Genomic DNA, 21,788 nt, shown 5'->3' on the forward strand with positions numbered 1-21,788 from the left:
GGAGACCCAAAAATGTCATTCATTGATAAGACGAAGGATTTCTTCGGGCTGGGCCCGGTGGACATCGAAGAAGACGATGCCTACTACAGCGAGGAGCCGCGTTATTCCGAAAATGCCTCCTCCGCCTACGCCCCGCGTCGTGCTCCGCAGTCTTATGAGCCTGCTCCGGTGAAAGAAGAGTTTGTGCCGACCATCGTGGCTATTTCGCTGACGTCTTTCAATGACGCTGCCAAGGTGGGCGAGCCTTTCCGCGACGGCGACGCAGTGGTCTTTGAGCTTACCGACGCCGACAAGGCCACCGCAAAGCGCTTCATCGACTTCGCTGCCGGTCTCTGCTTCGGCTTGGAAGGGCGCATGCTTAACCTCACCAAGGGATTGGATACCGAGCGCAAGGTCTTTTCTATCGTGCCGAAGTCTGCGGACATCGCTAGGCACGAGCTCGAGCGCGCCGCTGGCCTGCGCTAAAGCGGTAAGTTTTTCTTGACCCCCGTGGGGTGCCGATTGGGCACCTGCGGGGGTCTATTAGATAGGCTCGGTTATTGTGACACAACTCGGAATTATTCTTATCCTGCTCGTGCGGATTTATACGTGGGTTCTCATCGCCCGCATCATCATTGAGATGATTCAATCCTTTTCCCGGCAGTTTAACCCGCCACGTTGGTTTATGGTTGTGGCGGAGCCACTGTTTGTAATTACGGATCCGCCGGTAAAGGCGCTACGCCGTTTGATCCCGCCGCTCCAGATGGGCGGGGTGGCCCTCGACGTATCGGTGCTCGTGCTATTTATTTTGCTTTCGATACTTACACGAATCTTGCAAATCGTATTTTTCGGTTAGCACCCCCGTCGCCTCGCAACCTGTGGTAAACGTTGAGACTCGGCGGGGCGTCGATTATTGTGGTCGTTTGGTTACGATAAATCGCGATAACCCGTATTATGAACCACATGTACCTTTGTGGGGAAGGTTTAGTTAGACCTGAACCGCAGCTCCTAAGGCCCTGGAACCTCCGGGGTTGTATCAACCTGAAGGGGAAGAGAAGACATGCCACTGTCACCAGCTGATGTTCACAACGTCGCGTTCAGCAAGCCGCCCATTGGCAAGCGCGGCTACAACGAAGACGAGGTGGATCAGTTCCTCGACCTCGTAGAGGATGCGCTTGCCCAGCTGCAGGATGAGAACGAAGATCTACAGGCACAGGTCAGCGATCTCAATTCTCAGGCCAAGGCGGGCGCTGGCGCCGGTGCTGCTGGTACCGCAACGGCAGCCTCCGCTCGTACCGATGAGGCTGCACTGCGCAAGGAGATTGAGGCCAAGCTGCGCGCCGAGTACGAAACCAAGCTGGCGGACTCCAAGTCCGAGCTGTCCCGTGCTAAGGAAGAAACCAAGAAGGCACGCGAGCAGGTAAAGGCAGCCCAAGCTGAGGCTTCCAAGGCACAGGAGACCGGCTCTGCCGCCGCTTCCGCTTCTGCAGACCTGAAGGCCGCCCGCAATGAGGCAGCACAGGCAAAGAAGGAAGCCGAGGAAGCTCGTACAGAGGCTGCACAGGCAAAGAAGGACCTTGAGGCTTCCAAGAAGGAAAATGATGAGCTGAAGAAGTCCGCTTCCGCAGCTGGTTCTTCCAAGGCCGGCGTTGCAGCTGCAGGCCTTGCAGGCGCTGGTGCAGCTCAGGCTGCAGATGGTCTGGCTACCCCAGAAACCCACATGCAGGCCGCTCGCGTTCTGGGTCTGGCACAGGAGATGGCAGACCGCCTGACCTCCGAGGCTCGTGCGGAGTCCGAGTCCATGCTGTCGGAGGCACGCACCGCCGCCGAGAAGCAGCTGACCGACGCAGACTCTCGTTCCAAGGCGCAGCTTGCCGACGCCCAGAAGAAGTACGATGCCCAGCTGCAGGACGCGGATTCCCGCTCCAAGAAGCTGGTGTCTGACGCCGAGGCTAAGGCAAAGCAGACCGAGTCCGATGCGTCCTCCCGTGCTGAGGCACAAATCCGTCAGGCTGAGGAGAAGGCTGCTTCCTTGCAGGCCGATGCTGAGCGCAAGCACACCGAGGTTATGAACACGGTCAAGCAGCAGCAGACCGCACTGGAGGCTCGTATCTCCGAGCTGCGTACCTTCGAGCGCGAGTACCGCACTCGCCTGAAGACCTTGCTCGAGTCTCAGCTGGAAGAGCTGGCTACTCGCGGCACCGCCGCACCGAACGGCGAAGCTGGCAATAACTAAGCCACCGCGTTCTCTCTAGCGCCCCCGCCACCGCTGCGGGGGCGCTATTGTTGTTTTAGACCGTGGTGCCCTATCCCGACCTAACCGAAAGGAACCATTGTGCTTGTTGCCGCCTTAGTTCTCGCCCTCGTGGCATTCGTAGCCTTGGTCAACTTCGTCATCTCGGGTGCCGACTGGTCGCTGTATATCGTCTTCGCCGCCGCTGGCCTCGGTCTGGTGTGCTTTATTCTGGATTGGGCGCATAAGCATCGCAGCGATAAAGCCCGGGCAGCACAACACCCTGAGCAAGATTCCTTGCGCGAGGCTTTACGCGAGAACTAAAATAGCACGCCAAAAAGGCGCTCGAGGCGCCTTATTTCGCGGTCTTGTCCTAGCAGTCAGGGGGCTGCCACCGAATCTGTCCATTCGTGCGGCTAAGCCGTCCGCGTAGCGGTGGGGCATTGGGATCGTCATCGTTGGCTCCATTGTGGTAGGCGCAGGCTGTGGATAAGTTTGCGATATTGGTCAATCCGCCCTGTAGCCAGGGGTCCAAATGGTGAATTTGGCATTCGTCGGCGGGCTTAGCGCACCGCGGCCACGGGCACACAGGATTTTCTGCACCCGCCATCAATCGCTGCTTAGCATTGGCGAAGCGCTCCGTGCGATACAGGTTCACCGCGCCTTCGTAGGGGCTGACCAGCGTGATGAGTCCATGTTCCTTTAACGTGCGGCGCAAGTATTGCGCACCCGAAAGCGTTGCCCCGTTTGTCATCTGCAGGGTGATTTCCTCACCGTCACCGTTGACGATGCGTACGTAATCTTCCAGCCGCACGATGACATTGGTTACTACGGTGCTCCGTTGTGCGCTATCGTCCCCGAAGAAGGTATCTTCCACCACATCTAGCGGCTTTTTATTCTGGTTTTCTACCGCTGCGTGCAAATCCGCAATAAACGAAGACGATCCATCGATCGCAAGCGTCCACGGAGCATCTTTGCGTCGGATGATGCGCACGCCTGGTTTCACGGTGCGCTTTTTCTTCGGGACTTTGGACTGAGCCAGCTTCTCCAGCGCCCCTGCTGTGGCCTTGGTAGTGCAGAGTTGTTCGCGGAGAACCCAGGCGTCGAAAAGCGTAGGCATTTTCCGCGCATACTTTTCAATGATGGATAAGGCAACAATGGAATGCCCATTGTGCTGGGCGCCTTCGATAGCGCGGCGACGTTTCCCCGTGAACTTGGTCGTGCCGCAGTATGCTTCCTTTAACAAGGCCAGCTCGCGGGCAGTCTTTTCGGCAGCGCCCCGTGCGCAGAGGTCGTCCTCAGACATGCCTGCGCACCCAAGGACGATGTCCATCCCAGGTGCCATGGCTGCGAGGTAAGTATCTAGCGCGTTCACGACTCACAATTTATTGCCCCGCGCAAGCCCCCACAAGGGAAAATTTTTAGCCTGTGGATAACTTATTGTGCACGAAGATTCTGGGGCGCTATACTTTGTGCTACATGCAGTGATCCGGCCATCACCGGGGAGCAATTCAGAAGAACAGCCAGTGCGGCCTAGTAGAACTGAACGGGTGGGACCGTCAACTCCTTCACCGAAACGAAGCGGAGCCTTCGGGCTCAAGCAGGGTGGTACCGCGAGCCCGACAGGCGCGTCCCTGCACCGAGTGATGAGTGAAGGATTGTAATGGCGAAAAAGATTTACCCCAAGGTTGACATGACCGGAGGCTCAAGTCGCTTCCCGGATATGGAAGAGGAAGTTCAGAAGTACTGGAAGCAGGATGATACCTTCCAGGCTTCGCTAGAAAAGACAAAGGATTGCCCAGAATACATCTTCTATGATGGCCCTCCCTTTGCTAATGGCTTGCCGCACTATGGTCACCTGTTGACCGGTTATGTAAAAGATATCGTTCCGCGCTATCGCACCATGGCAGGCAACTACGTGCCTCGTGTCTTCGGCTGGGATACCCACGGTCTGCCCGCCGAGCTGGAAGCGGAAAAGCAGCTGGGTATTACTGATAAAGCGCAGATCGAGGACATGGGCTTGGAAAAGTTCAATGAATACTGCGCTAAGTCCGTGTTGGAATACACCGACGAGTGGGAAGAATACGTCAACCGCCAGGCCCGCTGGGTGGACTTTGATAACGGCTACAAGACCATGGACATCAACTACATGGAATCGGTCATGTGGGCGTTCAAGGAGCTTTATGACAAAGGCCTGATCTACAAGGGATTCCGTGTCCTGCCTTACTCTTGGGCAGAGCATACTTCTCTGTCCAACCAGGAGACCCGACTGGATGATTCCTATAAGATGCGCCAGGATCCGACCCTGACGGTTACCTTCCCTGTGGAGGGTGCTCGTGAGGGAAGCGCGGCAGAAAAGACGCTGGCGGAGCACCCCGCGCTTGCCGACGCCTCCTTCCTCGCCTGGACTACCACCCCCTGGACCTTGCCTTCTAATGAGGCTTTGGCGGTTCACCCAGAGGTTACCTACGCGCTCTTTAAGGCCACCGAGGGTGATTTCGCTGGCCGTACCTTCATCATGGCGGAAAACCTGCTGGCTACCTTGGAAAAGGAACTAGGTGAGGCCGAGGTACTGGAGACCTTTACCGGCGCGCAGCTCGAGGGCTTTACCTATGAGCCGATCTTTGGTTTCTTCCCGGATTTGCGCAATGCTTACCAGGTATTGGTCGCTGATTATGTCACTACCGAGGATGGCACCGGCGTGGTTCACCAGGCTCCGGCGTTTGGTGAAGACGATATGAATACCACTAACCAGTACGATATCGAGCTGGTTATCCCAGTGGACGAGGACGGCAAGTTCACCTCGCAGGTACCGCCGTATGAGGGACAGCTGGTTTTTGATGCCAATAAGGACATCATCAAGGACTTGAAGGCCGCTGGGCGAGTGGTGCGCCACGTGACCATCGAGCACTCTTACCCGCATTCGTGGCGCTCGGGTGAGCCGCTAATCTACATGGCTCTGCCAGCCTGGTTTGTGAAGGTAACCGAGTTCCGCGATCGCATGGTGGAGCTCAACCACAATGAGATCGAGTGGCTGCCGGAGCACATTCGGGACGGTCAGTTTGGCAAGTGGCTCGAGGGTGCGCGCGACTGGAATATCTCGCGTACCCGCTACTGGGGTGCGCCTATCCCGGTGTGGATGTCCGATGATGACAATTACCCACGCATGGATGTCTACGGCTCCTTGGATGAGCTGGAGCGTGACTTCGGCGTCCGCCCGGAGTCCCTGCACCGCCCGCACATCGATGAGTTGGTGCGCCCGAACCCGGACGATCCAACCGGCAAGTCTATGATGCGTCGCGTGCCGGACGTATTGGACTGCTGGTTCGAGTCCGGCTCGATGCCGTTCGCGCAGAAGCACTACCCCTTCGAGAATAAAGAGTGGTTTGAAACCCACTCGCCGTCTGACTTCATCGTGGAGTACTCCGGTCAAACGCGTGGCTGGTTCTATGTGATGCACGCGCTGTCCACCGCGCTGTTTGATCGTCCGGCATACAAGAAGGTCGTAGCCCACGGCATCGTGCTGGGCAACGATGGCCTCAAGATGTCCAAGTCCAAGGGCAATTATCCAAACGTCAATGAAGTCTTTGACCGCGACGGTTCGGATGCCATGCGCTGGTTCCTTATGTCTTCGCCTATCCTGCGCGGAGGCAATCTCATCGTGACCGAGCAGGGCATCCGCGAGGGCGTGCGCCAGGCTATCTTGCCTATTTGGAACGCCTATACGTTCCTGCAGCTCTACGCGGAAAAGGAAGCTAAGTTCGACACCACCTCTACGCATGTTCTGGACCGCTATATCTTGGCTAAAACCCACGATGTCGTAGCTAAGGTGGACGCGGCGCTTGCCGATACCGATATCGCTACGGCAACCGAAGAGGTGCGCCTGTTCGCAGACGTTTTGACCAACTGGTACGTGCGTCGCTCGCGCGAGCGATTCTGGGAGGGAGAGGAAGCCCATCCTGAGGCATTCAATACCTTGTACACCGTGTTGGAAACCGTGACTCGCGTGGTCGCGCCACTTTTGCCGCACGTGGCGGAAGTTATCTACCGCGGGCTAACCGGCGAGCGTTCCGTCCACTTGGCGGACTTCCCGCAGGCCGCGGATTACCCAGCCGATGCAGATCTGGTGTCTGCGATGGATACGACCCGTGCGGTGGCCTCGGCGGCATCGTCGGTGCGCAAGTCCAATAAACTGCGCAACCGCTTGCCGCTGCCGAAGCTGACGGTGGCTCTTGAAGAGGCACAGCGTTTGGCGGGCTTTGCCGATATCATTCGCGACGAGGTCAACGTTAAGGAAGTTGAGCTTACCGATGACGTCGATTCGGTGGGCACCTTCCAGGTAGTCTGCAATGCCAAGGTCGCTGGTCCGCGCTTGGGTAAGGATGTGCAGCGCGCCATCAAGAACCTTAAGGCGGGCAACTATGAGCGCCGCAGCGATGAGGTAGTAGTTGACGGCGATATTGTGCTTGGTCCGGATGAGTACACGGAGCGCCTGCAGGCGGCGAACCCGAAGTCGACCGCGCGTATCGACGGGCTCGATGGCCTTGTGGTACTCGATACTGAGGTGACCGAAGAGCTCGAGGCCGAAGGCTGGGCTGCTGACGTTATCCGTGGCCTCCAGGACGCCCGCAAGGCTTCTGGATTCGAGGTTTCGGATCGCATCGCGGCCGTACTTGCCGTACCGGAGGCGAAGAAGGCATGGGCTGAGCGTCACGCCGACCATATAGCCGGTGAAGTACTCGCCACCGACTTCCAAGTGACCACCGAGGCGCTTGATGGCGAGGGCGTGCACGAGGTGGTTAAGGGGGTTAGCGCTACCGTCGTCAAGCAGTAGCGCGCTAGCTGCCACCTAAAAATAATTGCCCAGCCGGCGTGGCTGGGCAATTTTCATGAGTGATAGGACTTAGCGGACTGGACCGGGCAGGTGAGCGCGCCAGCCGAGGACCGCGTTAACTAGGCAGCACAGTGCAAGCACGGCGCCAATGAGGAATAGGGTGGTAAAGCCGAGCAGCGGGGCGAGCGCGCTGAAGGCCATGGGGATAAAGAAGCCGGTGTAGGACACCGAGTAGTACACGGCGGTGAGGCCAGCGAGTTCTTCAGGGCGGGCGATGCGCTGGACCTCGGATAGACCGGCGACAAGGGCTAGGCCATATCCTGCACCCATGACGGCTGCGCCGGCGATACCGAGCGGCAGCGAACGGGTACTAGAGGCAACCGCACCGAGGATGGTGCCTACGGTGATAACTCCCATTGCCACCGCGGAAGCACGGGCGGACCGGCTGGTGTCAATGACCTTGCCGAGCATTTGGACGCCAACGCCGCAGCCCAAGGTGATAACAGTCATGAGGCCGGAGAAAGCAATGGGTGCTTCACTGGCAGACTTGGACAAAAGTTGGGGCAAGAGCGCGTAGGCGGCACCAGCGCAGCCGAAGACCCACGGTGCTACCGGCAAGACGATGCGCACGAAGCGGCGGTGTGCTGCGGAGGGAATGTGCAGCATGCGCAGCATGTCGCGGATGCTCAAGTCAAGGAAGGTGTCTTTTACCGTAGCGCCACGTGGCGGGCGAGTCTCCGGTGTCTTCATCAACCAGATAGCGGTGGCGACGGTGAGCAGGATGTGCAGGATATAGGCTAGGTGGGTAGGCCATGGCCCCCACTGGGCCAGCACCGAGGCGAGGCCAGCCCCGATGAGGAAACCGAGGGTCAGGCACATCGAAGCGTGGCGCGGTCCAGCGGCGGGGTCGCCGCCGGCGCGGGTGATAAGCTCCGCCACCCACGTGGAGCCGACCGCCATGACGATGCCTAGAGCTAAGCCACACATGATGCGGCCCACGGCGATGACGAGTGGCTCGTTCGGTGCGATGGATAGAAGGAAGGAACCTAGAAGCGATAGTGGTGCGGCAGGCAGCATCGTGGGGCGGCGGCCGATGTAGTCAGAAAGCGGGCCAGAGATAAGCAGTGCAGGCACGATGCCGAGCACATAAGCGGCTAGGAGCCCGTTGACGGTGACCTGCGAGAAGTGTGATTGCTCGCGGTACATAACTAGGAGAGGGGTGAACTCATTGCCTCCCCACGCCACGGCAACCATGCTGCCGGCGACGGGAAACCATGAGTGTTTGGCAAACTTTTCGGTCATAGTTGATTCCTCGAGTTGGTTAGGTGGGTATCCAATGCAGAAAGGTAGGCGTCGAGGTCGCCGGTGCGGAGGGCATCGGCAAGCGTGCGGTGCTGATCCACGAAGGTGCGGGCGCGGGCCACGTTGCGGCCAATGGCTGTGGCGGTAAAACGCTGTTGGCGCTCGCGCAACTGGTGTCCCAGTCCCGCCAGCAGGCTATTCGCCCCGCCATCCATGATGATCTGGTGGAAACGTGCGTCCAGCTGGGCATAGGCGCGTAGGTCTGCGCCATCCAATGCCGTGTCTTGTTCCGTGATGGTCGCGTCTAGCTGATCAGCGATGTCCGCGCGCTCGGCATCAGGCATGGCGCAGATTTTCTCAGCGCAGTGCCTGTCTACGAGTAAGCGCGCCTCATAGACCTCGCGGATTTCCTGCGGGCTAATCGGCACGATAAGTGCACCTCGCCTGGGGTAGAGCTGGAGGAAGCCTTCGACCTCTAGGCGCAAAAAGGCTTCATGCATCGGGGTGCGGCTAATCCCCATCTCGGTAGCGAGTGAGGCCTCGGAAAGCATCTGCGAGGGCTCGAAGGAGCCGTCAATGATCTTCTCTTTGACGAAGTCATAGGCACGCTCCGCAGCGGGTTGCATTCGTTCATTGGACATGCATCCATCTTGCATACAAGCTTGCATGCAAGCAAGCGTGAAGGTGTACTTTGTGGGGAACGAATCTAGTTAGGCAATCGTGTGACGTGGCACGTATCGGGGTCGAAGAGTAAGCCGTTGCCCATGCCGACCCAGCCGATGAAGGGGGCGTCGGCAAGCGTGAGCGGCGAATGTACATGTCCAAGGATCCAGGCGTCGGCACCGCAAGCCCGTAGCTGGTCTACAGAAAGTGGTAGACAGATGGCGTGGGAAAACTCGCCGGTGACGGAGGAGTGCAGGAGGCCAAGAAAGGGTGCGTCGCTGGGTCGCGGCGGAAGCTGGAGGCGGCGCAGGTCCGGATCGGTTGCGGCCGCTGCGCTAAGCACTGTGGTCTCCCCAATCTGAAAGGTATGTACTTGCGTGCTATTCACGGTGACCTCGGGCGGGAAGTCTAGCTCATGGTGAGTATCGTGATTTCCGGAAATGAAGTGGACTTCGTTGAAAAGCTCGACAGCACGGTCCAAAACGGTGCGGACCTGGGGCACACACTCGCTCGCTGTGGCATTACGGTCGATGATATCGCCTAGGCACACGCACGCCGTAGCACCGCTATTGGCGGCAGCCTCAAGTTCTTGAAGGGCCCAGCGCAGTCCAGGGGAGTCAGGGTGGCCTAGGTGCAGATCGGCAAAGACAAAGATGCTAGCGGGCATGTGCGGTCTTTCGGGTGCGCCACCACGTGCTAGCTACCAAGTCAACGGTGGACTTGCCGCGGAGATTGGTCTCGGGGCAGGCCTTATTGCCGGCGAATTCGCGCTTTCTGCCGCGCAAGACTACGTGTGGTGAGTTCATATCTAGAAAATGCCTTCCTTAAAAAGGACCCGTAAAAGATAAAACCGTGACATTGCAGGGGAGTGGCCCGAAGATGGAAAGCAATCAAAGCTTTAATTAACGGCACATAAACGCTCTGGGGGACGCCTATTAGACTGGGCTGCATGCAACGCTGGGTTCTACACATCGACATGGACGCATTTTTCGCCTCCGTCGAGCAGCTGACCCGGCCTACGCTGCAGGGGCGCCCGGTTTTGGTGGGCGGTACCAGCGGGCGCGGCGTGGTGGCAGGCGCCTCCTACGAGGCGCGCGTGTACGGTGCGCATTCGGCCATGCCGATGTACCGCGCGCAGCAGCTCGTTGGGCTGCGCGCGGTAGTGGTGCAGCCGCGCCGAGTGGTCTATTCCGCTGCCTCGCGCCGGGTATTCGACATCATCGCGCAACACGTGGAGGTCATCGAGCAACTTTCCATCGACGAGGCCTTTATGGAACCCGCCGCCCTGCAAGGCGCGAGCGCGGATGAGGTCAAGCGCTGGGCGGATGAATTGCGCGCGCTCATCCGTAAGGAGACGGGGCTGCCGTGCTCCATCGGTGCGGGTTCGGGTAAGCAATTTGCCAAGATTGGCTCAGGCGAGGCGAAACCCGATGGCACCTTCGTCATCCCGGCCGAGCGCCAGCTTGAGATGTTGCACCCGCTTGCGGTGAACAAGCTATGGGGAGTCGGCCCAGTGACCGGCGCGAAGCTGAATTCCATTGGGGTGGAAACCATTGGACAGCTCGCGGCGATGACGCGCAAGGAAGTGGAGATTTCTATCGGCAGCGTGGTAGGTCTGCAGCTGTGGCAGCTGGCCCGCGGTATTGATGACCGAGAGGTAGCGCCGCGCGCTATTTCTAAGCAGATTTCTACCGAGCACACCTACCCGAAGGATTTGCTAACCGTGCCGGAGGTCGATGCAGCTATAGCCCGCGCGGCGGAGGGCGCGCACCGCCGGCTGCTCAAGGACGGGCGTGGCGCACGCACCGTGACGGTGAAGCTGCGCATGGCGGACTTTCACATCGAGTCACGCTCAACTACCTTGCCGTACGCGACTGACGACGCCGCCGTGCTCACCGCCGCCGCTTTCAAGCTCGCCCGCTATCCCGATGAGCTCGGGCCCATTCGCTTAGTGGGAGTAAGCTATTCCGGGTTAGAAACCGCCCGCCAGGACGTGCTCTTCCCGGAATTGGACCGCGAAATCGTGCGGCCCGCACCGGCAGATACGGACTATGAAACCGGGGTGAGCGATGACGTTACGCCGCCAGTACCGACACCGACGGTGACGGTGGAGGAAGAAACCGATAACCAGTGGCACGCAACGCAGGACGTATTCCACCCCGAATACGGCCACGGCTGGATTCAGGGCGCCGGGCATGGGGTAGTGAGCGTGCGCTTTGAAACCCGTGCCACGGGGCCCGGCCGTACCAAGTCATTCGCGGCCGATGACCCCGCGCTCGTGCCGGCGGATCCGCTCGACTCGCTTGATTGGCAGGATTGGCTCACCGCCGAAGACTAAGCATTTACTGTCGGAATAGCTCAGCTGGGTCGGTGCCAGTGGCCAGTGCCGCTGCCAGCAAGATTCGCGCCTGGCTCGGGCGGAAAGACCCGGCGTTAATAGCGCCCAGTTTCCCAAGGCTCGCGCCACCGCCGTCGCCGCCGTAGGCCAGCGCTGTTGGGCCGTAGGGCGTGCGGGTAGAAATGACGACGGGGAGGCCGGTGCGGAGGGCGTCGGCAAGCGCGCGGCCCATGTCCTCGCCCATATTGCCCGAGCCCATGGCCTCGATAATGAGGCCGCAGGTAGGGGAAGTGGCGGCGGCATCAACCAGCAGGCGCCCAGCACCCGGATAGGCGGGGATGATCTCCACCGGATGCGGCGCCAGCGGGGCAGGAGCTAGGCGCGGCGTGGTGCCAGGGATACCCAGAGACTCGAATCCGCGCAGGTCACTAGTGTGCCGCTTGCGCGCACCGCGCGCCGGAATGCTCGCACCGCCAAAGCAGATAAACACCCCGGCGCGCCCGCTGGCTGCAAGATCGCGGGCATCGCGCAGGTTGCTAGGGCCGTCCGCCGCGGGGTGATCGTAGGAACGCTGCGCCCCCGTGAGCACGATGGGCTTTGCACCGCTACAGAAAATCTCCAGTGCCAACGCGGTCTCTTCCATCGAGTCGGTGCCATGGGTGATGATTACACCGTCGATGTCCTCCCGCGACGTTTGGGAATTAACCACCGCGATGAGCTCATCGAGGTCCGCCAAAGTGATAGAGGAGGAGTCGAGTTGCCGAAACTCCACTACCTCGGCGTCGATATCGGCGGCTAGGGTCGCGCCGGAGACGGTGGGAACAAGGGAACCATCGGCTGTGGTGGTACACGCTATTGTGCCGCCGGTGGCGATCAAAGCAATTCGGGTCATGTACCTAAGGTTAAAGAAATCTGCGTCCACGCGGCGGGCGCAATCCGGAAAAGGGTGGTGCAGCTGTAAACTGATGGGAGTTTGGAACCCACACGTGAGGAGTTAGAATTGAAATTCCGCAAGTTTAGCGCCGCGTGCCTCGCACTGACCGCGGCTACCGCCCTGGCCGCCTGCTCTTCCGACGATGAGCAGGACAATTCCGCCGCCGCCAACACCGAGGCAAAGGAATCCGCTTCCTCGGACGGCGATTCCGCCGCCCCCGCGCTGCCGTCCCCGGCCGACCTAAACGCAATTTTGGCCAAGGCCACCGACCCCAATGCCTCCGAGCAAGAAAAGACCTCCACCGTGCAAGGCGGCGAGACCGCGCCGGAAATCTTTGACACCATGGCAAAATCCAAGGCGGAATCCGGCGCTGAATTCGAGGTCGTGGATCCTGTACTGCCGGGCTATGACCCGCAGTCCGTGCTTACCACCGTGAACTTCACCACCGCTGATGGTCAGCAGCAGGCCGCAGACCAGGTGGAGTTTGTGTATGAAAATGGCACCTGGAAGCTTTCCAAGGCTTGGGCTTGCACGCTTATCCAAAACACGGTGCCGCCAGAGCAAGTTCCAGAAATGTGTGCGGACACTGGCGCCGGTGCCTCCGCACCTGCCCCGGCTCCGGCCGAGGGCGACGGTGCACCCGCGGAAGGCGATGCCCCCGCTGCTGGTGCCGAGCAGGCCCCGGCAGAGGCTCCTGTAGAAGCCCCGGCCGAGTAACTAGGAAAAGTTCAGCTCCGTCAGGCTCGACTGCACCACGCGCAGCTCCGAGCCGGCGGCACCATAAATGACCTTAGTGTCGAAGGACACGTCACCGTCTACGGGCAGCGGCTTGCTCAAATCCACCGTGATGCTGCCCTTGGATTTGGTGCTGGAATCTAAAACCTTGAGCTCTTTGTTCTCCAGCTCCGTGCCCTGGGCTTGGCCTTCAAAGGACAGTGCGCCTAGCGAGGGCCGCTGTTCTACCTCTACGTTTAGTTTCACTCGGTCGCCATCGATGGAATCGACCGTATAGCGCGTGGTCTGCAGCAGGGTAGACTCGCCGGTCACGCGCGAATCCACCGACCAGCTCGCGCCCTTGCCCACCTCCTCGGTAGGGAAAACTACGGGTAGGGCCGTCAGCTTCATAATCGCTTGTTCGACGGAGCCGCGGGCATCATCCGTGGCATTCTGGGGCGCGGCTAAGCGCAGCGAATTCATCTGGCCGGTGTCCTGGCCACGCCAACCAAATTGGAATCCCTCCGCCGAGGAGACGTCTTTATCTCCGGTAGATTCTGGAGTTCCGGCCGTGACGAAGGCATTGCGGCTGGCTGGTAGCTGGTCTTCGACGTCCTCGCTGGCCTTTTCTACCTTGGCCGATAGCGGCAGGGTAGTAGTGGTGGAATCGACGTCGGCGGCCTGAAACTTCTCAGCTGCGGACTTTTTGAGCAGGTCCTGCGCAAAGCCCTCGGTAACGCGGTAGTTTAGGTCCTGCGTGGAGTCGATATCGCGGTATTCCAGGAGTTTTTTCTCTCCGGTTCCGGGATTATCCACGGTGACGCGCGGGGCGTCGATGGTCAGGCCTACGGGTTGTTCCACCGCCGGGCCTGGCTTTTCAGAGGAACACGCCGTAAGCGCTACGGCGGCTGTGGTCAGGGCTGCAAAAACTTTGACTCGAAACACGCTTACCAAAATACCGGACGCTCCCGTTTAGAATAGACCGGGTGAGTCAAAAACGAAGGAGCAAGACAGGACTTATCGCCGCAGTAGTCATTGCCGTGGCGCTGGTGGATCAAGCCGTGAAGCAGGTAATGCTCTCCATCCTTAACGAGGGCGAACCCCTGCCGGTGATTGGGGACTGGTTCCGTTTTACGCTGCTTTTTAATCCTGGTGCCGCCTTTTCCATGGGCGGGGAGGGATCTACGTGGCTGTTTACTACCATCCAATTGGTCTTTGTGCTCGGCGTGGCCGTAGCCGCCCCGCGCATTACCCACTCCGGTCAGGCAGTAGGCCTAGCGCTCATTGCTGGCGGTGCGCTGGGTAATTTTGCCGACCGCATCTTCCGCGCCCCCGGCTTCTGGTTCGGGCACGTGGTGGACTATATTTCGGTTGGCTCTTTCGCCGTGTTCAATATCGCAGATGCGGCTATCACCTGCGGAGTGGTGCTTTTCATTATCACCATGGTGCTGGAGGAAAGGAAGGCCGAGCATGAATAGGCAGATGCGCAGCTTCCCCATCCCCGAAGGGCTAGAAGGCATGCGTGCCGACGCCGCCCTGGCCAAGCTCCTTGGCCTTTCCCGCAGCGCCACCGCGCAGTTGTGCGCCGAGGGCAGCGTGACCATCGATTCCCAGGAGCTGGGCAAGTCCGAGCGTTTGATTTCCGGCAACGTGGTCTCCGTGCTTTTGCCGGAGCCAGAAAAGCCGCTGCTGCCGCGCGAAGAGCTGGTCGAGGGCATGGACGTGCTCTACAGCGATGCCGATATCATCTGCGTGCATAAGCCGGTGGGCGTGGCCGCGCACCCCAGCGTGGGTTGGGACGGGCCGACGGTGATCGGCGGGCTGCGCGCGGCCGGCTATACCGTGGCTTCGTCCGGGCCGACCGAGCGCCAGGGAATCGTGCACCGCCTCGATGTGGGTACATCTGGCGTGATGGTCGTGGCTTCCTCGGAGCGCGCCTACTCTGCGCTCAAGCATGCCTTTAAGAATCGGAGCGTGAAAAAGACTTACCACGCTGTGGTCCAAGGCCTGCCAGATCCCATTGAGGGCACCGTCGATGCGCCCATCGGCCGCCACCCCAAGTCGGGCTGGAAATTCGCCGTGCTTGACGACGGCAAAGCGGCCGTCACCCATTACAGCCTCATCGAGGCCTTTCGTGAGGCCAGCCTCATCGAGGTGCACCTAGAGACCGGCCGTACCCACCAGATCCGCGTGCACATGTCCGCCACCGGCCACCCGTGCGTGGGCGATCCGATGTACGGCTCGGATCCGAACCTGGCTAAGCGCCTTGGGCTCCAGCGCCAGTGGCTGCACGCGGTAAAACTCGGCTTTACTCATCCCGGCACCGGAAAATGGTTCGAGATTCAGACACCGTATCCAGCCGACCTCGACCATGCCTTGGAGGTTCTGCGGGGATGAGGAAGGTCTACCGGCGGCGTCGGCTAGCGGCCCTGGCGGTGCTAGCGGTGCTTTTCCTTGCCGCCCTTGCGCTCTTCGGTGCCTTGGGGACACAGGCTTCTTCGCAGGTGCAAGGAGACCAGCTCGGCCCGGATGGGGAATCGCGCGCGGAGTATATTGCGCGCGTGGCGGGCAGCGACATTCCCAATGAGCCTGCCTACGCCCTGGTTACCTTCGACGAGGATCTACCGCCCGTAGCCGCCGCGGCCGCCGTTGCAGCGGCCCCGCGCATGGATGCCATCCTCATTGGCTCCACCGCCCCCATCGACGTCCCCGAACCGAGCGCTGGTGAGGACCGGGCCGCCGTCATCCAGCGCGCCTTCGACCGCATCGATGCTTCCTATGGGCAGCGGCCCAGCACGGTAAGCGCAGTTGTGGTGTGGGGATCGGGCGCCCAGCTTGCCGACGTCGCCTCCACCCCCTCCGTTGCCGCCGTCGAACCCGCGCCTGCCGACGCCGCCTGGGGCAGCTTCGCCATCCGCCCTCCCAGCTAATTTCGCCTTCTGTGCTCCCGCAGCGCGCAGTGCCCCCGCAGCGCTTTTAGCATCAGGGGCATGGAACATATTCGGGCCTATATCGCGGCACTGAACTCGGCAATGGATATCCTCGCCGAGGCCGCCTCCGTTTCTGCTGCCGACCTTGCCGCCGCCGGCATGCCCGATGCCGCAGCGGACTCTATTGCGCAGCTCGCGCAGGTCTACTTCGGCCCCACCAGCTTTCGCCGCCGCCAACGGCGCGCGGTGGATGGGGCGCGGCGTAACAGGCATTCACTGCCGACGCTGGAGGTCATCGAAAAGCATGCGCGTCGCGCGCCCACCCAAGCTCGCGCCTGGGCCCTGCGCGCCGAGCTCACCCACCTTGCCTGCGATACGCGGGAGATGGAAAGGCGTGCCCGCACCAAGCTGCGCAGGATGCGCGCGCCACGTGAACCCAAGCCTGGCGTGCGGCTGCGGCGCCGCGCCGCCGGAAAGCCGTGGACGCTTTCTATCACCGGTCCTTCCGCGCTCATTGCGGAACTTCACCAGCATGCCAGCTCGCTTGCCGACGTCGCCTCTTTCTTCCGCACCGGCGCCTCTACCTCTACCGTGCGCACTAATGTTGTGGTGCCACTAGATAAATTGGTCGGCGTGGCCCATGGTAGTGATGATGTGGTGCTGACCATGACCAACGGCGCGCAGATAACCGGTGCCGAATTGGCCCAGCGCGCGCTGGCAGAGGAGGGGTTTGTCACCCTGCTGCATCCCGTGGAAGGTCCGGTGAATCTGTACCGCATGCGCCGCGGGGCGACCTGGAAGCAGTTTATGATGGCCGCGGCGGAAAACCCCACCTGCCCGGTTAAGGGCTGCCACAAGCCTGCCGATGAGTGCCAAGTCCACCACATATTCAGCTGGGCCGGCGGCGGGTGGACGAACGCGAAGAACCTCACCACCGCCTGCGCTTATCACAATGGCCGCAATGACGATCATCGCACCGGCCCGCCGCGCAACGGCCGCTTCGAGCGCACGGCCCGCGGCGTGCGCTGGGTCAACCCCTGGGAAGAGCCCCCGCCGGATCTGGTTGACACTAGCCCTACCTAGGTAGGCTAGACCTATGTTCTCGCAGCAGCCTTTTTCGCAGTGGATGCCCAACTACAAGTTTGCTTATATCGCCGCCTGGGTTGCGGCGGTGGTCTCCGGCATCGCACTGCTTATTGGCCTCGTTTCCGGCGGCACCCCGATGACGCTGGTGTTTTCGGGGATCGTGTGTGCCTATGGCATCTTCCTTATCGCAGTGATGCCCCGCTGGGCACTAAAAGCGGAGGAAGAGCAGGCCGCACGACGCCGTGCTCGCGCTGCCCGCGAGGAACTCAAGCGCTCCTAGCCATGCGCACTAGGTCGACCACGTAGATTGCTACGGCTAAGCCGATGATGCCGAAACCGATCCACCGGTGGGTCGAAAAGTGCTCGTGGGTGACGAAAAGCGCCCATAGCATTTGCATGATGGGGGTGAGGTATTGGAGCATGCCGATCGTCGATAAGCGTAGCGTCCGCGCGCCCTCTGCAAAGCAAAGAAGCGGCAGTGCGGTGATTAAGCCGGCGCTCACCAAAAAGCAGCGCGTGGCCGGTTCCTTCGCTAGCGAAGGTGCCCTGGCCGCTACTTTCTAGCCACAGGATGTAGCCCACCGCTAGTGGTGACATCACGAGCGCCTCCGCTGCCACCGAGACGGCCGAGGATACCCGCACCTGCTTTTTGAGCAGCCCATAAATCCCGAAGCTGAAGGCCAATAACAGCGAAATATAGGGCGCCTGGCCGGTAAAGAATGTCAAATACAGCACCGCGATGGCCGCAACCCCCACCGCGCCGGCCTGCCACGGCCGCAGCCGCTCTTTCAAAAACACCATGCCGAGGGCAACTGATACGAGGGGATTGATGAAGTACCCCAGCGCCGCATCGGCTACGTGGTTGCTATTAATCGCCACCACGTAGGTGCCCCAATTAGCCGTGATGAATACTCCCGCGGCCGCGAGCCAGCCCCACGTGCGCTTGTCCATGCGCACTAACTCGCGCCATCGGCCGGCGAGGCACAAAAATCCCGTGACCAACACCGCGGTCCACAGCACGCGGTGGGCCAAGATTTCTAAAGGCGATGCCGGCAACAAGAGAGGGAAGAACGCGGGGAAAATCCCCACATGATGTAGGCGGCCAGCGTGTAGAGCATCACAAAATAATAGCCCATTTTGACCGCCCCGCTATGATGAGCCGCATGGCCAAAAACTCCTCCTTCGTCCACCTGCACAACCACACCGAGTTTTCCATGCTGGACGGCATGGCCAAGGTCGATATGCTGGCAGACGAGGTGGTCCGCCAGAAAATGCCGGCCGTAGGCATGACCGACCACGGCAATATGTACGGCTCCGATGCCTTCTACCGCCGCATGACCGGCGCCGGTATCAAGCCCATTATCGGCATCGAGGCGTATATGGCACCGGAGTCTCGCTTCAATAAAAAGCGCGTGCTGTGGGGCACACCGGACCAAAAGCGCGACGATGTTTCCGCTTCCGGCGCCTACCTCCACCAGACAATGATTGCGGAAAACGCGACCGGCCTGCGCAACCTTTTTACCCTGTCCTCGTTGGCCTCCTATGAGGGCCAGCTGGGCAAGTGGCCGCGCATGGATGCTGAGCTCATCGCGGAGCATGCTGACGGCATCATTGCCACCACCGGCTGTCCTTCGGGCGACGTCCAGACCCGCCTGCGCCTCGGCCAGTTCAATGAGGCGCTTGAGGCTGCGGCCATGTGGCAAGACATCTACGGCAAAGATAACTTCTTTTTGGAGTTGATGGACCATGGGCTGGACATCGAAAAGCGCACGCGCGATGGCCTATTAGAGATCGGCCGCAAGCTGGACCTGCCGCCGCTGGTGACTAATGACTGCCACTACGTTTTGGAATCCCAGGCGCCGGCGCATGAGGCGATGTTGTGCGTGCAGACCGGCAAGACCTTTATGGACCCTGATCGCTTCAAATTCGGCGGCACCGGCTACTACATTAAATCGGCCGCGCAGATGCGCGAGACCTGGGACGATATGATTCCAGATGGCTGCGATAACACGCTGTGGATTGCCGAGCGTGTACAAGACTATGGCGAGATTTGGGAAGAACACACCCACGATCGCATGCCTATTGCCGACGTCCCCGAGGGCCACACCCCAACTTCCTGGCTCACCCACGAGGTTATGGAGGGCCTGCAAGCTCGCTTCCCCGGTCAGGATGTTCCGGAGGAGTACATCGAGCGCGCGAAGTATGAGATTTCCGTTATTGAGATGAAGGGATACCCGTCCTACTTCCTTATCGTGGCCGAGCTCATCAAGCACGCGCGCTCGGTGGGCATTCGTGTAGGGCCAGGCCGTGGTTCGGCGGCCGGCGCGCTTGTCGCTTACGCACTGACCATTACCAATATCGACCCCCTGGAACATGATCTCCTTTTCGAGCGATTCTTGAATCCCGAGCGCCCGTCCGCCCCCGATATCGATATCGACTTCGATGACCGCCGCCGCGGCGAAATGATCACCTACGCGGCCGAGCGCTGGGGCGAGGACAAGGTGGCGCAGGTGATTACCTTCGGCACGGTGAAGACGAAGCAGGCCATTAAAGACTCCGCCAAGGTGCACTTTGGCCAGCCTGGCTTCCAGATGGCCGACCGCATCAACGCGGCGTTGCCACCTGCGATCATGGCCAAAGATATTCCGCTTAAGGGCATCACGGACCCGGATCACGAGCGTTATTCTGAGGCCACCGAGGTTCGCCAGATGGTGGAATCCGACCCGGATGTGAAAAAGATTTATGACACGGCTAGGGGCTTGGAAGGCGTCGTCAGGCAGGCGGGCGTGCACGCCTGTGCGGTGATTATGGCCTCGGTCCGCCTCATGGACCACATCCCCATGTGGAAGCGCCCAGCCGACGGCGCCTACATTACTGGTTGGGACTACCCGGCGTGTGAGGCCATCGGCCTGCTGAAGATGGACTTTTTGGGCCTGCGCAACCTCACCGTTATCGGCGATGCGATTGAAAACATCAAGCGCAACCGCGGCGAAGAAGTTCACTTGGAGCAGCTGCATGCCGACGACCCCAAAGTCTCCAAGGTCTATGACCTGCTCTCGCGCGGCGATACGCTGGGCGTCTTCCAGCTCGACTCCGGTGGTATGCAAGAGCTGCTCAAGCGCATGAAGCCTACCGGCTTTAAAGATATTGTGGCATCCCTTGCGCTCTACCGCCCGGGACCGATGGGTGTGAACGCCCACTGGGACTATGCGGACCGCAAGAACGGCCGGAAGGAAATCACCCCGATTCACCCGGAGCTAGAAGAGCCGCTGAAGGAAATCCTGGATGAGACCTACGGCCTCATCGTCTACCAGGAGCAGATCATGCGTATCTCGCAGAAGGTCGCCAACTACACGGCCGGCGAGGCAGATGGCTTCCGTAAGGCGATGGGTAAGAAAAAGCCCGAAGTGTTGGCCCAGCAGTACGACAAGTTCTGGGGCGGCATGCAAGAAAACGGCTATTCAAAGTCCGCCATGGATGCGCTTTGGGGCACCATCGAGCCCTTCGCGTCCTACGCGTTTAATAAGTCCCACGCCGCGGGCTATGGCCTGGTGTCTTTCTGGACGGCCTACCTCAAGGCCTACTACGCACCGGAATACATGGCCGCGCTGTTGACCTCGGTGGGCGATAAGAAAGACAAGTCTGCCATCTACCTTTCGGACTGCCGCCACCTGGGCATTAAGGTGCTCCCGCCTTCCGTCAATGAGTCCGAAGAAGACTTCCAGGCGGTGGGAGAGGATATCCGCTTCGGCATGGGCGCTATCCGCAACGTCGGCTCGGAAGTGGTGGAATCCATCATTAAGTCGCGCCACGACAAGGGCGCGTTTACCTCGTTTGGTGACTACCTGGACAAGATCGAGCTGACCGCCTGTACTAAGCGCGTAACAGAAGCGCTCATCAAGGCCGGTGCCTTCGATGACTTGAACCACCCGCGCAAGGGTCTCATGCTCATTCATGAGGACGCGGTGGATGCAGTGCAAACCACCAAGAAGGCCGCTGATAAGGGCCAGTTCGATCTCTTCGCCGGAATCGGCGGAGGAGAAGATAACGAGGTCGCCAATGCCTTTGCCATGGATATCCCAGAAGATGAGTGGGACCGAAAACACGAGCTTGCCCTCGAACGCGAGATGCTTGGCTTGTACGTGTCCGGCCACCCGCTCGATGGCTTCGAAGAGGCGCTGGCCGCGCAAACGGATACCCCGCTGACTAAGATCCTCAACGATGAGGTGCGCAACGGCCAAGAGCTCATCATCGGTGGCATCATCTCGGGCGTGGACCGCCGCTTCTCCAAGCGCGATGGCTCCCCATGGGCCATTGTCACGGTGGAAGACCACAACGGCGCGCAGGTGGAAATCTTGGTATTCAACAAGGTCTACTCTCTCGTCGCCCCGCAGATTGTGGAGGACAACATCATCTTGGCACGCGTGAACGTCAAGATTCGTGATGAGCGGCGTTCCCTGTTCTGCTCCGATATTCGCGTCCCAGACCTCGGCCCGGGCGGGGGTGCGGGCCTGCCGCTGCGCCTGACTATGCGCACGGACCAGTGCACCATGGAAAATATTGCCCGGCTCAAGCAGGTTCTGCTCAAAAACCAGGGCGAGTCGGACGTGTATCTCGAGCTTGTCGACGGCTCCGAGTCCACCACCATGATCCTCGGCGACCACCTGCGCGTGGAACGCTCCGGCAACCTCATGGGCGATCTCAAAGCCACTATGGGCGCGGGCATCTTAGGCTGAATCTAATTTCGGTGGCCGGCGACCCCCTCCACTAATATA

Annotated in this window: 20 protein-coding genes and 1 pseudogene; 13 read left to right on the plus strand and 8 right to left on the minus strand. The window is 60.3% G+C overall.

The features are described from left to right. Positions 1-12 precede the first annotated feature (12 nt). The 4 genes from WMP97_RS00730 (at position 13) to WMP97_RS00745 (ending at position 2,536) form a co-directional block, all read left to right on the plus strand. Positions 13-465 (plus strand): cell division protein SepF, encoded by a 453-nt coding sequence (locus WMP97_RS00730; RefSeq protein WP_023021208.1) that lies wholly within the window; start codon positions 13-15, stop codon positions 463-465. Between the two features lie 76 nt (positions 466-541). Continuing rightward, positions 542-835 carry a YggT family protein gene (locus WMP97_RS00735; protein WP_023021209.1) on the plus strand — a complete coding sequence of 98 codons (294 nt, stop codon included), beginning with the start codon at positions 542-544 and terminating at the stop codon, positions 833-835. A 204-nt stretch (positions 836-1,039) separates the two neighbouring features. Further along, positions 1,040-2,215, plus strand: coding sequence for a DivIVA domain-containing protein (locus WMP97_RS00740; RefSeq protein ID WP_340439627.1), 1,176 nt, complete (start codon positions 1,040-1,042; stop codon positions 2,213-2,215). Positions 2,216-2,314: 99 nt separating this feature from the next. Next, the gene (locus tag WMP97_RS00745) at positions 2,315-2,536 is read left to right on the plus strand and encodes a zinc-binding dehydrogenase (RefSeq protein ID WP_200288871.1); all 222 of its coding nucleotides are present in this window, start codon (positions 2,315-2,317) and stop codon (positions 2,534-2,536) included. 49 nt (positions 2,537-2,585) lie between these two features. Here the strand turns inward: WMP97_RS00745 and WMP97_RS00750 are convergent, their stop codons facing one another. Then, positions 2,586-3,587: an HNH endonuclease signature motif containing protein gene (locus WMP97_RS00750; RefSeq protein ID WP_023021212.1), complete on the minus strand. Its 1,002-nt coding sequence runs from the start codon at positions 3,585-3,587 to the stop codon at positions 2,586-2,588. Positions 3,588-3,875: 288 nt separating this feature from the next. Here WMP97_RS00750 and ileS point away from each other — a divergent pair, with 288 nt between their 5' ends. Continuing rightward, a complete protein-coding gene (ileS, locus tag WMP97_RS00755; RefSeq protein ID WP_301731919.1) occupies positions 3,876-7,046 on the plus strand; it encodes an isoleucine--tRNA ligase in 3,171 nt (1,056 codons plus the stop codon). 69 nt (positions 7,047-7,115) lie between these two features. Here ileS and WMP97_RS00760 read toward each other — a convergent pair whose 3' ends face one another. The 4 genes from WMP97_RS00760 to WMP97_RS00775 all read right to left on the minus strand — a co-directional run bounded on the left by WMP97_RS00760 (position 7,116) and on the right by WMP97_RS00775 (position 9,817). Next, on the minus strand, positions 7,116-8,348 hold the full coding sequence (locus WMP97_RS00760) for an MFS transporter (protein ID WP_248099889.1): 1,233 nt from the start codon (positions 8,346-8,348) through the stop codon (positions 7,116-7,118). After that, positions 8,345-8,989: a GntR family transcriptional regulator gene (locus tag WMP97_RS00765; protein WP_248099891.1), complete on the minus strand. Its 645-nt coding sequence runs from the start codon at positions 8,987-8,989 to the stop codon at positions 8,345-8,347. Before WMP97_RS00765 ends, WMP97_RS00760 begins: the two co-directional genes overlap by 4 nt. Positions 8,990-9,054: 65 nt before the next feature. Continuing rightward, positions 9,055-9,678 (minus strand): metallophosphoesterase family protein, encoded by a 624-nt coding sequence (locus tag WMP97_RS00770; protein WP_340439628.1) that lies wholly within the window; start codon positions 9,676-9,678, stop codon positions 9,055-9,057. Beyond that, positions 9,668-9,817, minus strand: a complete 150-nt coding sequence (locus WMP97_RS00775; protein WP_248099895.1) for a hypothetical protein — start codon at positions 9,815-9,817, stop codon at positions 9,668-9,670. The genes WMP97_RS00770 and WMP97_RS00775 overlap by 11 nt, the downstream gene beginning before the upstream one ends. A 143-nt stretch (positions 9,818-9,960) precedes the next feature. On the opposite strand from WMP97_RS00775, the gene WMP97_RS00780 reads away from it, so the two are divergent. Next, positions 9,961-11,349 carry a DNA polymerase IV gene (locus WMP97_RS00780; protein ID WP_284798330.1) on the plus strand — a complete coding sequence of 463 codons (1,389 nt, stop codon included), beginning with the start codon at positions 9,961-9,963 and terminating at the stop codon, positions 11,347-11,349. Between the two features lie 4 nt (positions 11,350-11,353). On the opposite strand, the gene WMP97_RS00785 is transcribed toward WMP97_RS00780, so the two are convergent. Continuing rightward, positions 11,354-12,241, minus strand: a complete 888-nt coding sequence (locus WMP97_RS00785) for an asparaginase (RefSeq protein ID WP_340439629.1) — start codon at positions 12,239-12,241, stop codon at positions 11,354-11,356. Between the two features lie 108 nt (positions 12,242-12,349). Between WMP97_RS00785 and WMP97_RS00790 the strand changes: the two genes are divergently transcribed. Beyond that, on the plus strand, positions 12,350-13,000 hold the full coding sequence (locus tag WMP97_RS00790; RefSeq protein WP_316360309.1) for a hypothetical protein: 651 nt from the start codon (positions 12,350-12,352) through the stop codon (positions 12,998-13,000). On the opposite strand, the gene WMP97_RS00795 is transcribed toward WMP97_RS00790, so the two are convergent. Beyond that, a complete protein-coding gene (locus WMP97_RS00795) occupies positions 13,001-13,942 on the minus strand; it encodes a hypothetical protein (RefSeq protein WP_023021221.1) in 942 nt (313 codons plus the stop codon). Positions 13,943-13,983: 41 nt separating this feature from the next. Here WMP97_RS00795 and lspA point away from each other — a divergent pair, with 41 nt between their 5' ends. From lspA to WMP97_RS00820, 5 genes are read left to right on the plus strand one after another with little or no spacing between them, the layout of a single operon-like run. After that, positions 13,984-14,475 (plus strand): signal peptidase II, encoded by a 492-nt coding sequence (gene lspA, locus WMP97_RS00800; RefSeq protein WP_034655419.1) that lies wholly within the window; start codon positions 13,984-13,986, stop codon positions 14,473-14,475. Beyond that, a complete protein-coding gene (locus tag WMP97_RS00805) occupies positions 14,468-15,394 on the plus strand; it encodes an RluA family pseudouridine synthase (RefSeq protein WP_340439630.1) in 927 nt (308 codons plus the stop codon). Before lspA ends, WMP97_RS00805 begins: the two co-directional genes overlap by 8 nt. Then, complete coding sequence (locus tag WMP97_RS00810; protein ID WP_340439631.1) at positions 15,391-15,927, plus strand: hypothetical protein; 537 nt, start codon at positions 15,391-15,393, stop codon at positions 15,925-15,927. The genes WMP97_RS00805 and WMP97_RS00810 overlap by 4 nt, the downstream gene beginning before the upstream one ends. 60 nt (positions 15,928-15,987) lie before the next feature. Next, positions 15,988-17,010, plus strand: a complete 1,023-nt coding sequence (locus tag WMP97_RS00815; protein WP_239207536.1) for an HNH endonuclease signature motif containing protein — start codon at positions 15,988-15,990, stop codon at positions 17,008-17,010. A gap of 13 nt (positions 17,011-17,023) precedes the next feature. Beyond that, positions 17,024-17,293 (plus strand): hypothetical protein, encoded by a 270-nt coding sequence (locus WMP97_RS00820; protein ID WP_023021226.1) that lies wholly within the window; start codon positions 17,024-17,026, stop codon positions 17,291-17,293. Here the strand turns inward: WMP97_RS00820 and rarD are convergent. Beyond that, positions 17,280-18,131: pseudogene (gene rarD, locus WMP97_RS00825) on the minus strand (EamA family transporter RarD). The gene WMP97_RS00820 and the pseudogene rarD overlap by 14 nt on opposite strands. A 45-nt stretch (positions 18,132-18,176) precedes the next feature. Here rarD and dnaE point away from each other — a divergent pair. Then, positions 18,177-21,749 carry a DNA polymerase III subunit alpha gene (gene dnaE / locus WMP97_RS00830; protein WP_284798344.1) on the plus strand — a complete coding sequence of 1,191 codons (3,573 nt, stop codon included), beginning with the start codon at positions 18,177-18,179 and terminating at the stop codon, positions 21,747-21,749. Positions 21,750-21,788: the final 39 nt, after the last annotated feature.

The organism is Corynebacterium sp. KPL4072, from assembly GCF_037908395.1.
GTDB classification, from domain to species: domain Bacteria; phylum Actinomycetota; class Actinomycetes; order Mycobacteriales; family Mycobacteriaceae; genus Corynebacterium; species Corynebacterium kefirresidentii.

Excerpts from the sequence above, each read along its gene's own strand:
- WMP97_RS00785 (WP_340439629.1), bottom strand. The coding sequence starts at position 12,241 with ATGACCCGAATTGCTTTGATCGCCACCGGCGGCACAATAGCGTGTACC.
- WMP97_RS00765 (WP_248099891.1), bottom strand. The coding sequence starts at position 8,989 with ATGTCCAATGAACGAATGCAACCCGCTGCGGAGCGTGCCTATGACTTC.
- WMP97_RS00820 (WP_023021226.1), top strand. The coding sequence starts at position 17,024 with ATGTTCTCGCAGCAGCCTTTTTCGCAGTGGATGCCCAACTACAAGTTT.
- WMP97_RS00815 (WP_239207536.1), top strand. The coding sequence starts at position 15,988 with ATGGAACATATTCGGGCCTATATCGCGGCACTGAACTCGGCAATGGAT.
- WMP97_RS00780 (WP_284798330.1), top strand. The coding sequence starts at position 9,961 with ATGCAACGCTGGGTTCTACACATCGACATGGACGCATTTTTCGCCTCC.
- WMP97_RS00730 (WP_023021208.1), top strand. The coding sequence starts at position 13 with ATGTCATTCATTGATAAGACGAAGGATTTCTTCGGGCTGGGCCCGGTG.
- WMP97_RS00760 (WP_248099889.1), bottom strand. The coding sequence starts at position 8,348 with ATGACCGAAAAGTTTGCCAAACACTCATGGTTTCCCGTCGCCGGCAGC.
- dnaE (WP_284798344.1), top strand. The coding sequence starts at position 18,177 with ATGGCCAAAAACTCCTCCTTCGTCCACCTGCACAACCACACCGAGTTT.
- ileS (WP_301731919.1), top strand. The coding sequence starts at position 3,876 with ATGGCGAAAAAGATTTACCCCAAGGTTGACATGACCGGAGGCTCAAGT.
- WMP97_RS00810 (WP_340439631.1), top strand. The coding sequence starts at position 15,391 with ATGAGGAAGGTCTACCGGCGGCGTCGGCTAGCGGCCCTGGCGGTGCTA.
- WMP97_RS00740 (WP_340439627.1), top strand. The coding sequence starts at position 1,040 with ATGCCACTGTCACCAGCTGATGTTCACAACGTCGCGTTCAGCAAGCCG.
- WMP97_RS00775 (WP_248099895.1), bottom strand. The coding sequence starts at position 9,817 with ATGAACTCACCACACGTAGTCTTGCGCGGCAGAAAGCGCGAATTCGCC.
- WMP97_RS00770 (WP_340439628.1), bottom strand. The coding sequence starts at position 9,678 with ATGCCCGCTAGCATCTTTGTCTTTGCCGATCTGCACCTAGGCCACCCT.
- WMP97_RS00805 (WP_340439630.1), top strand. The coding sequence starts at position 14,468 with ATGAATAGGCAGATGCGCAGCTTCCCCATCCCCGAAGGGCTAGAAGGC.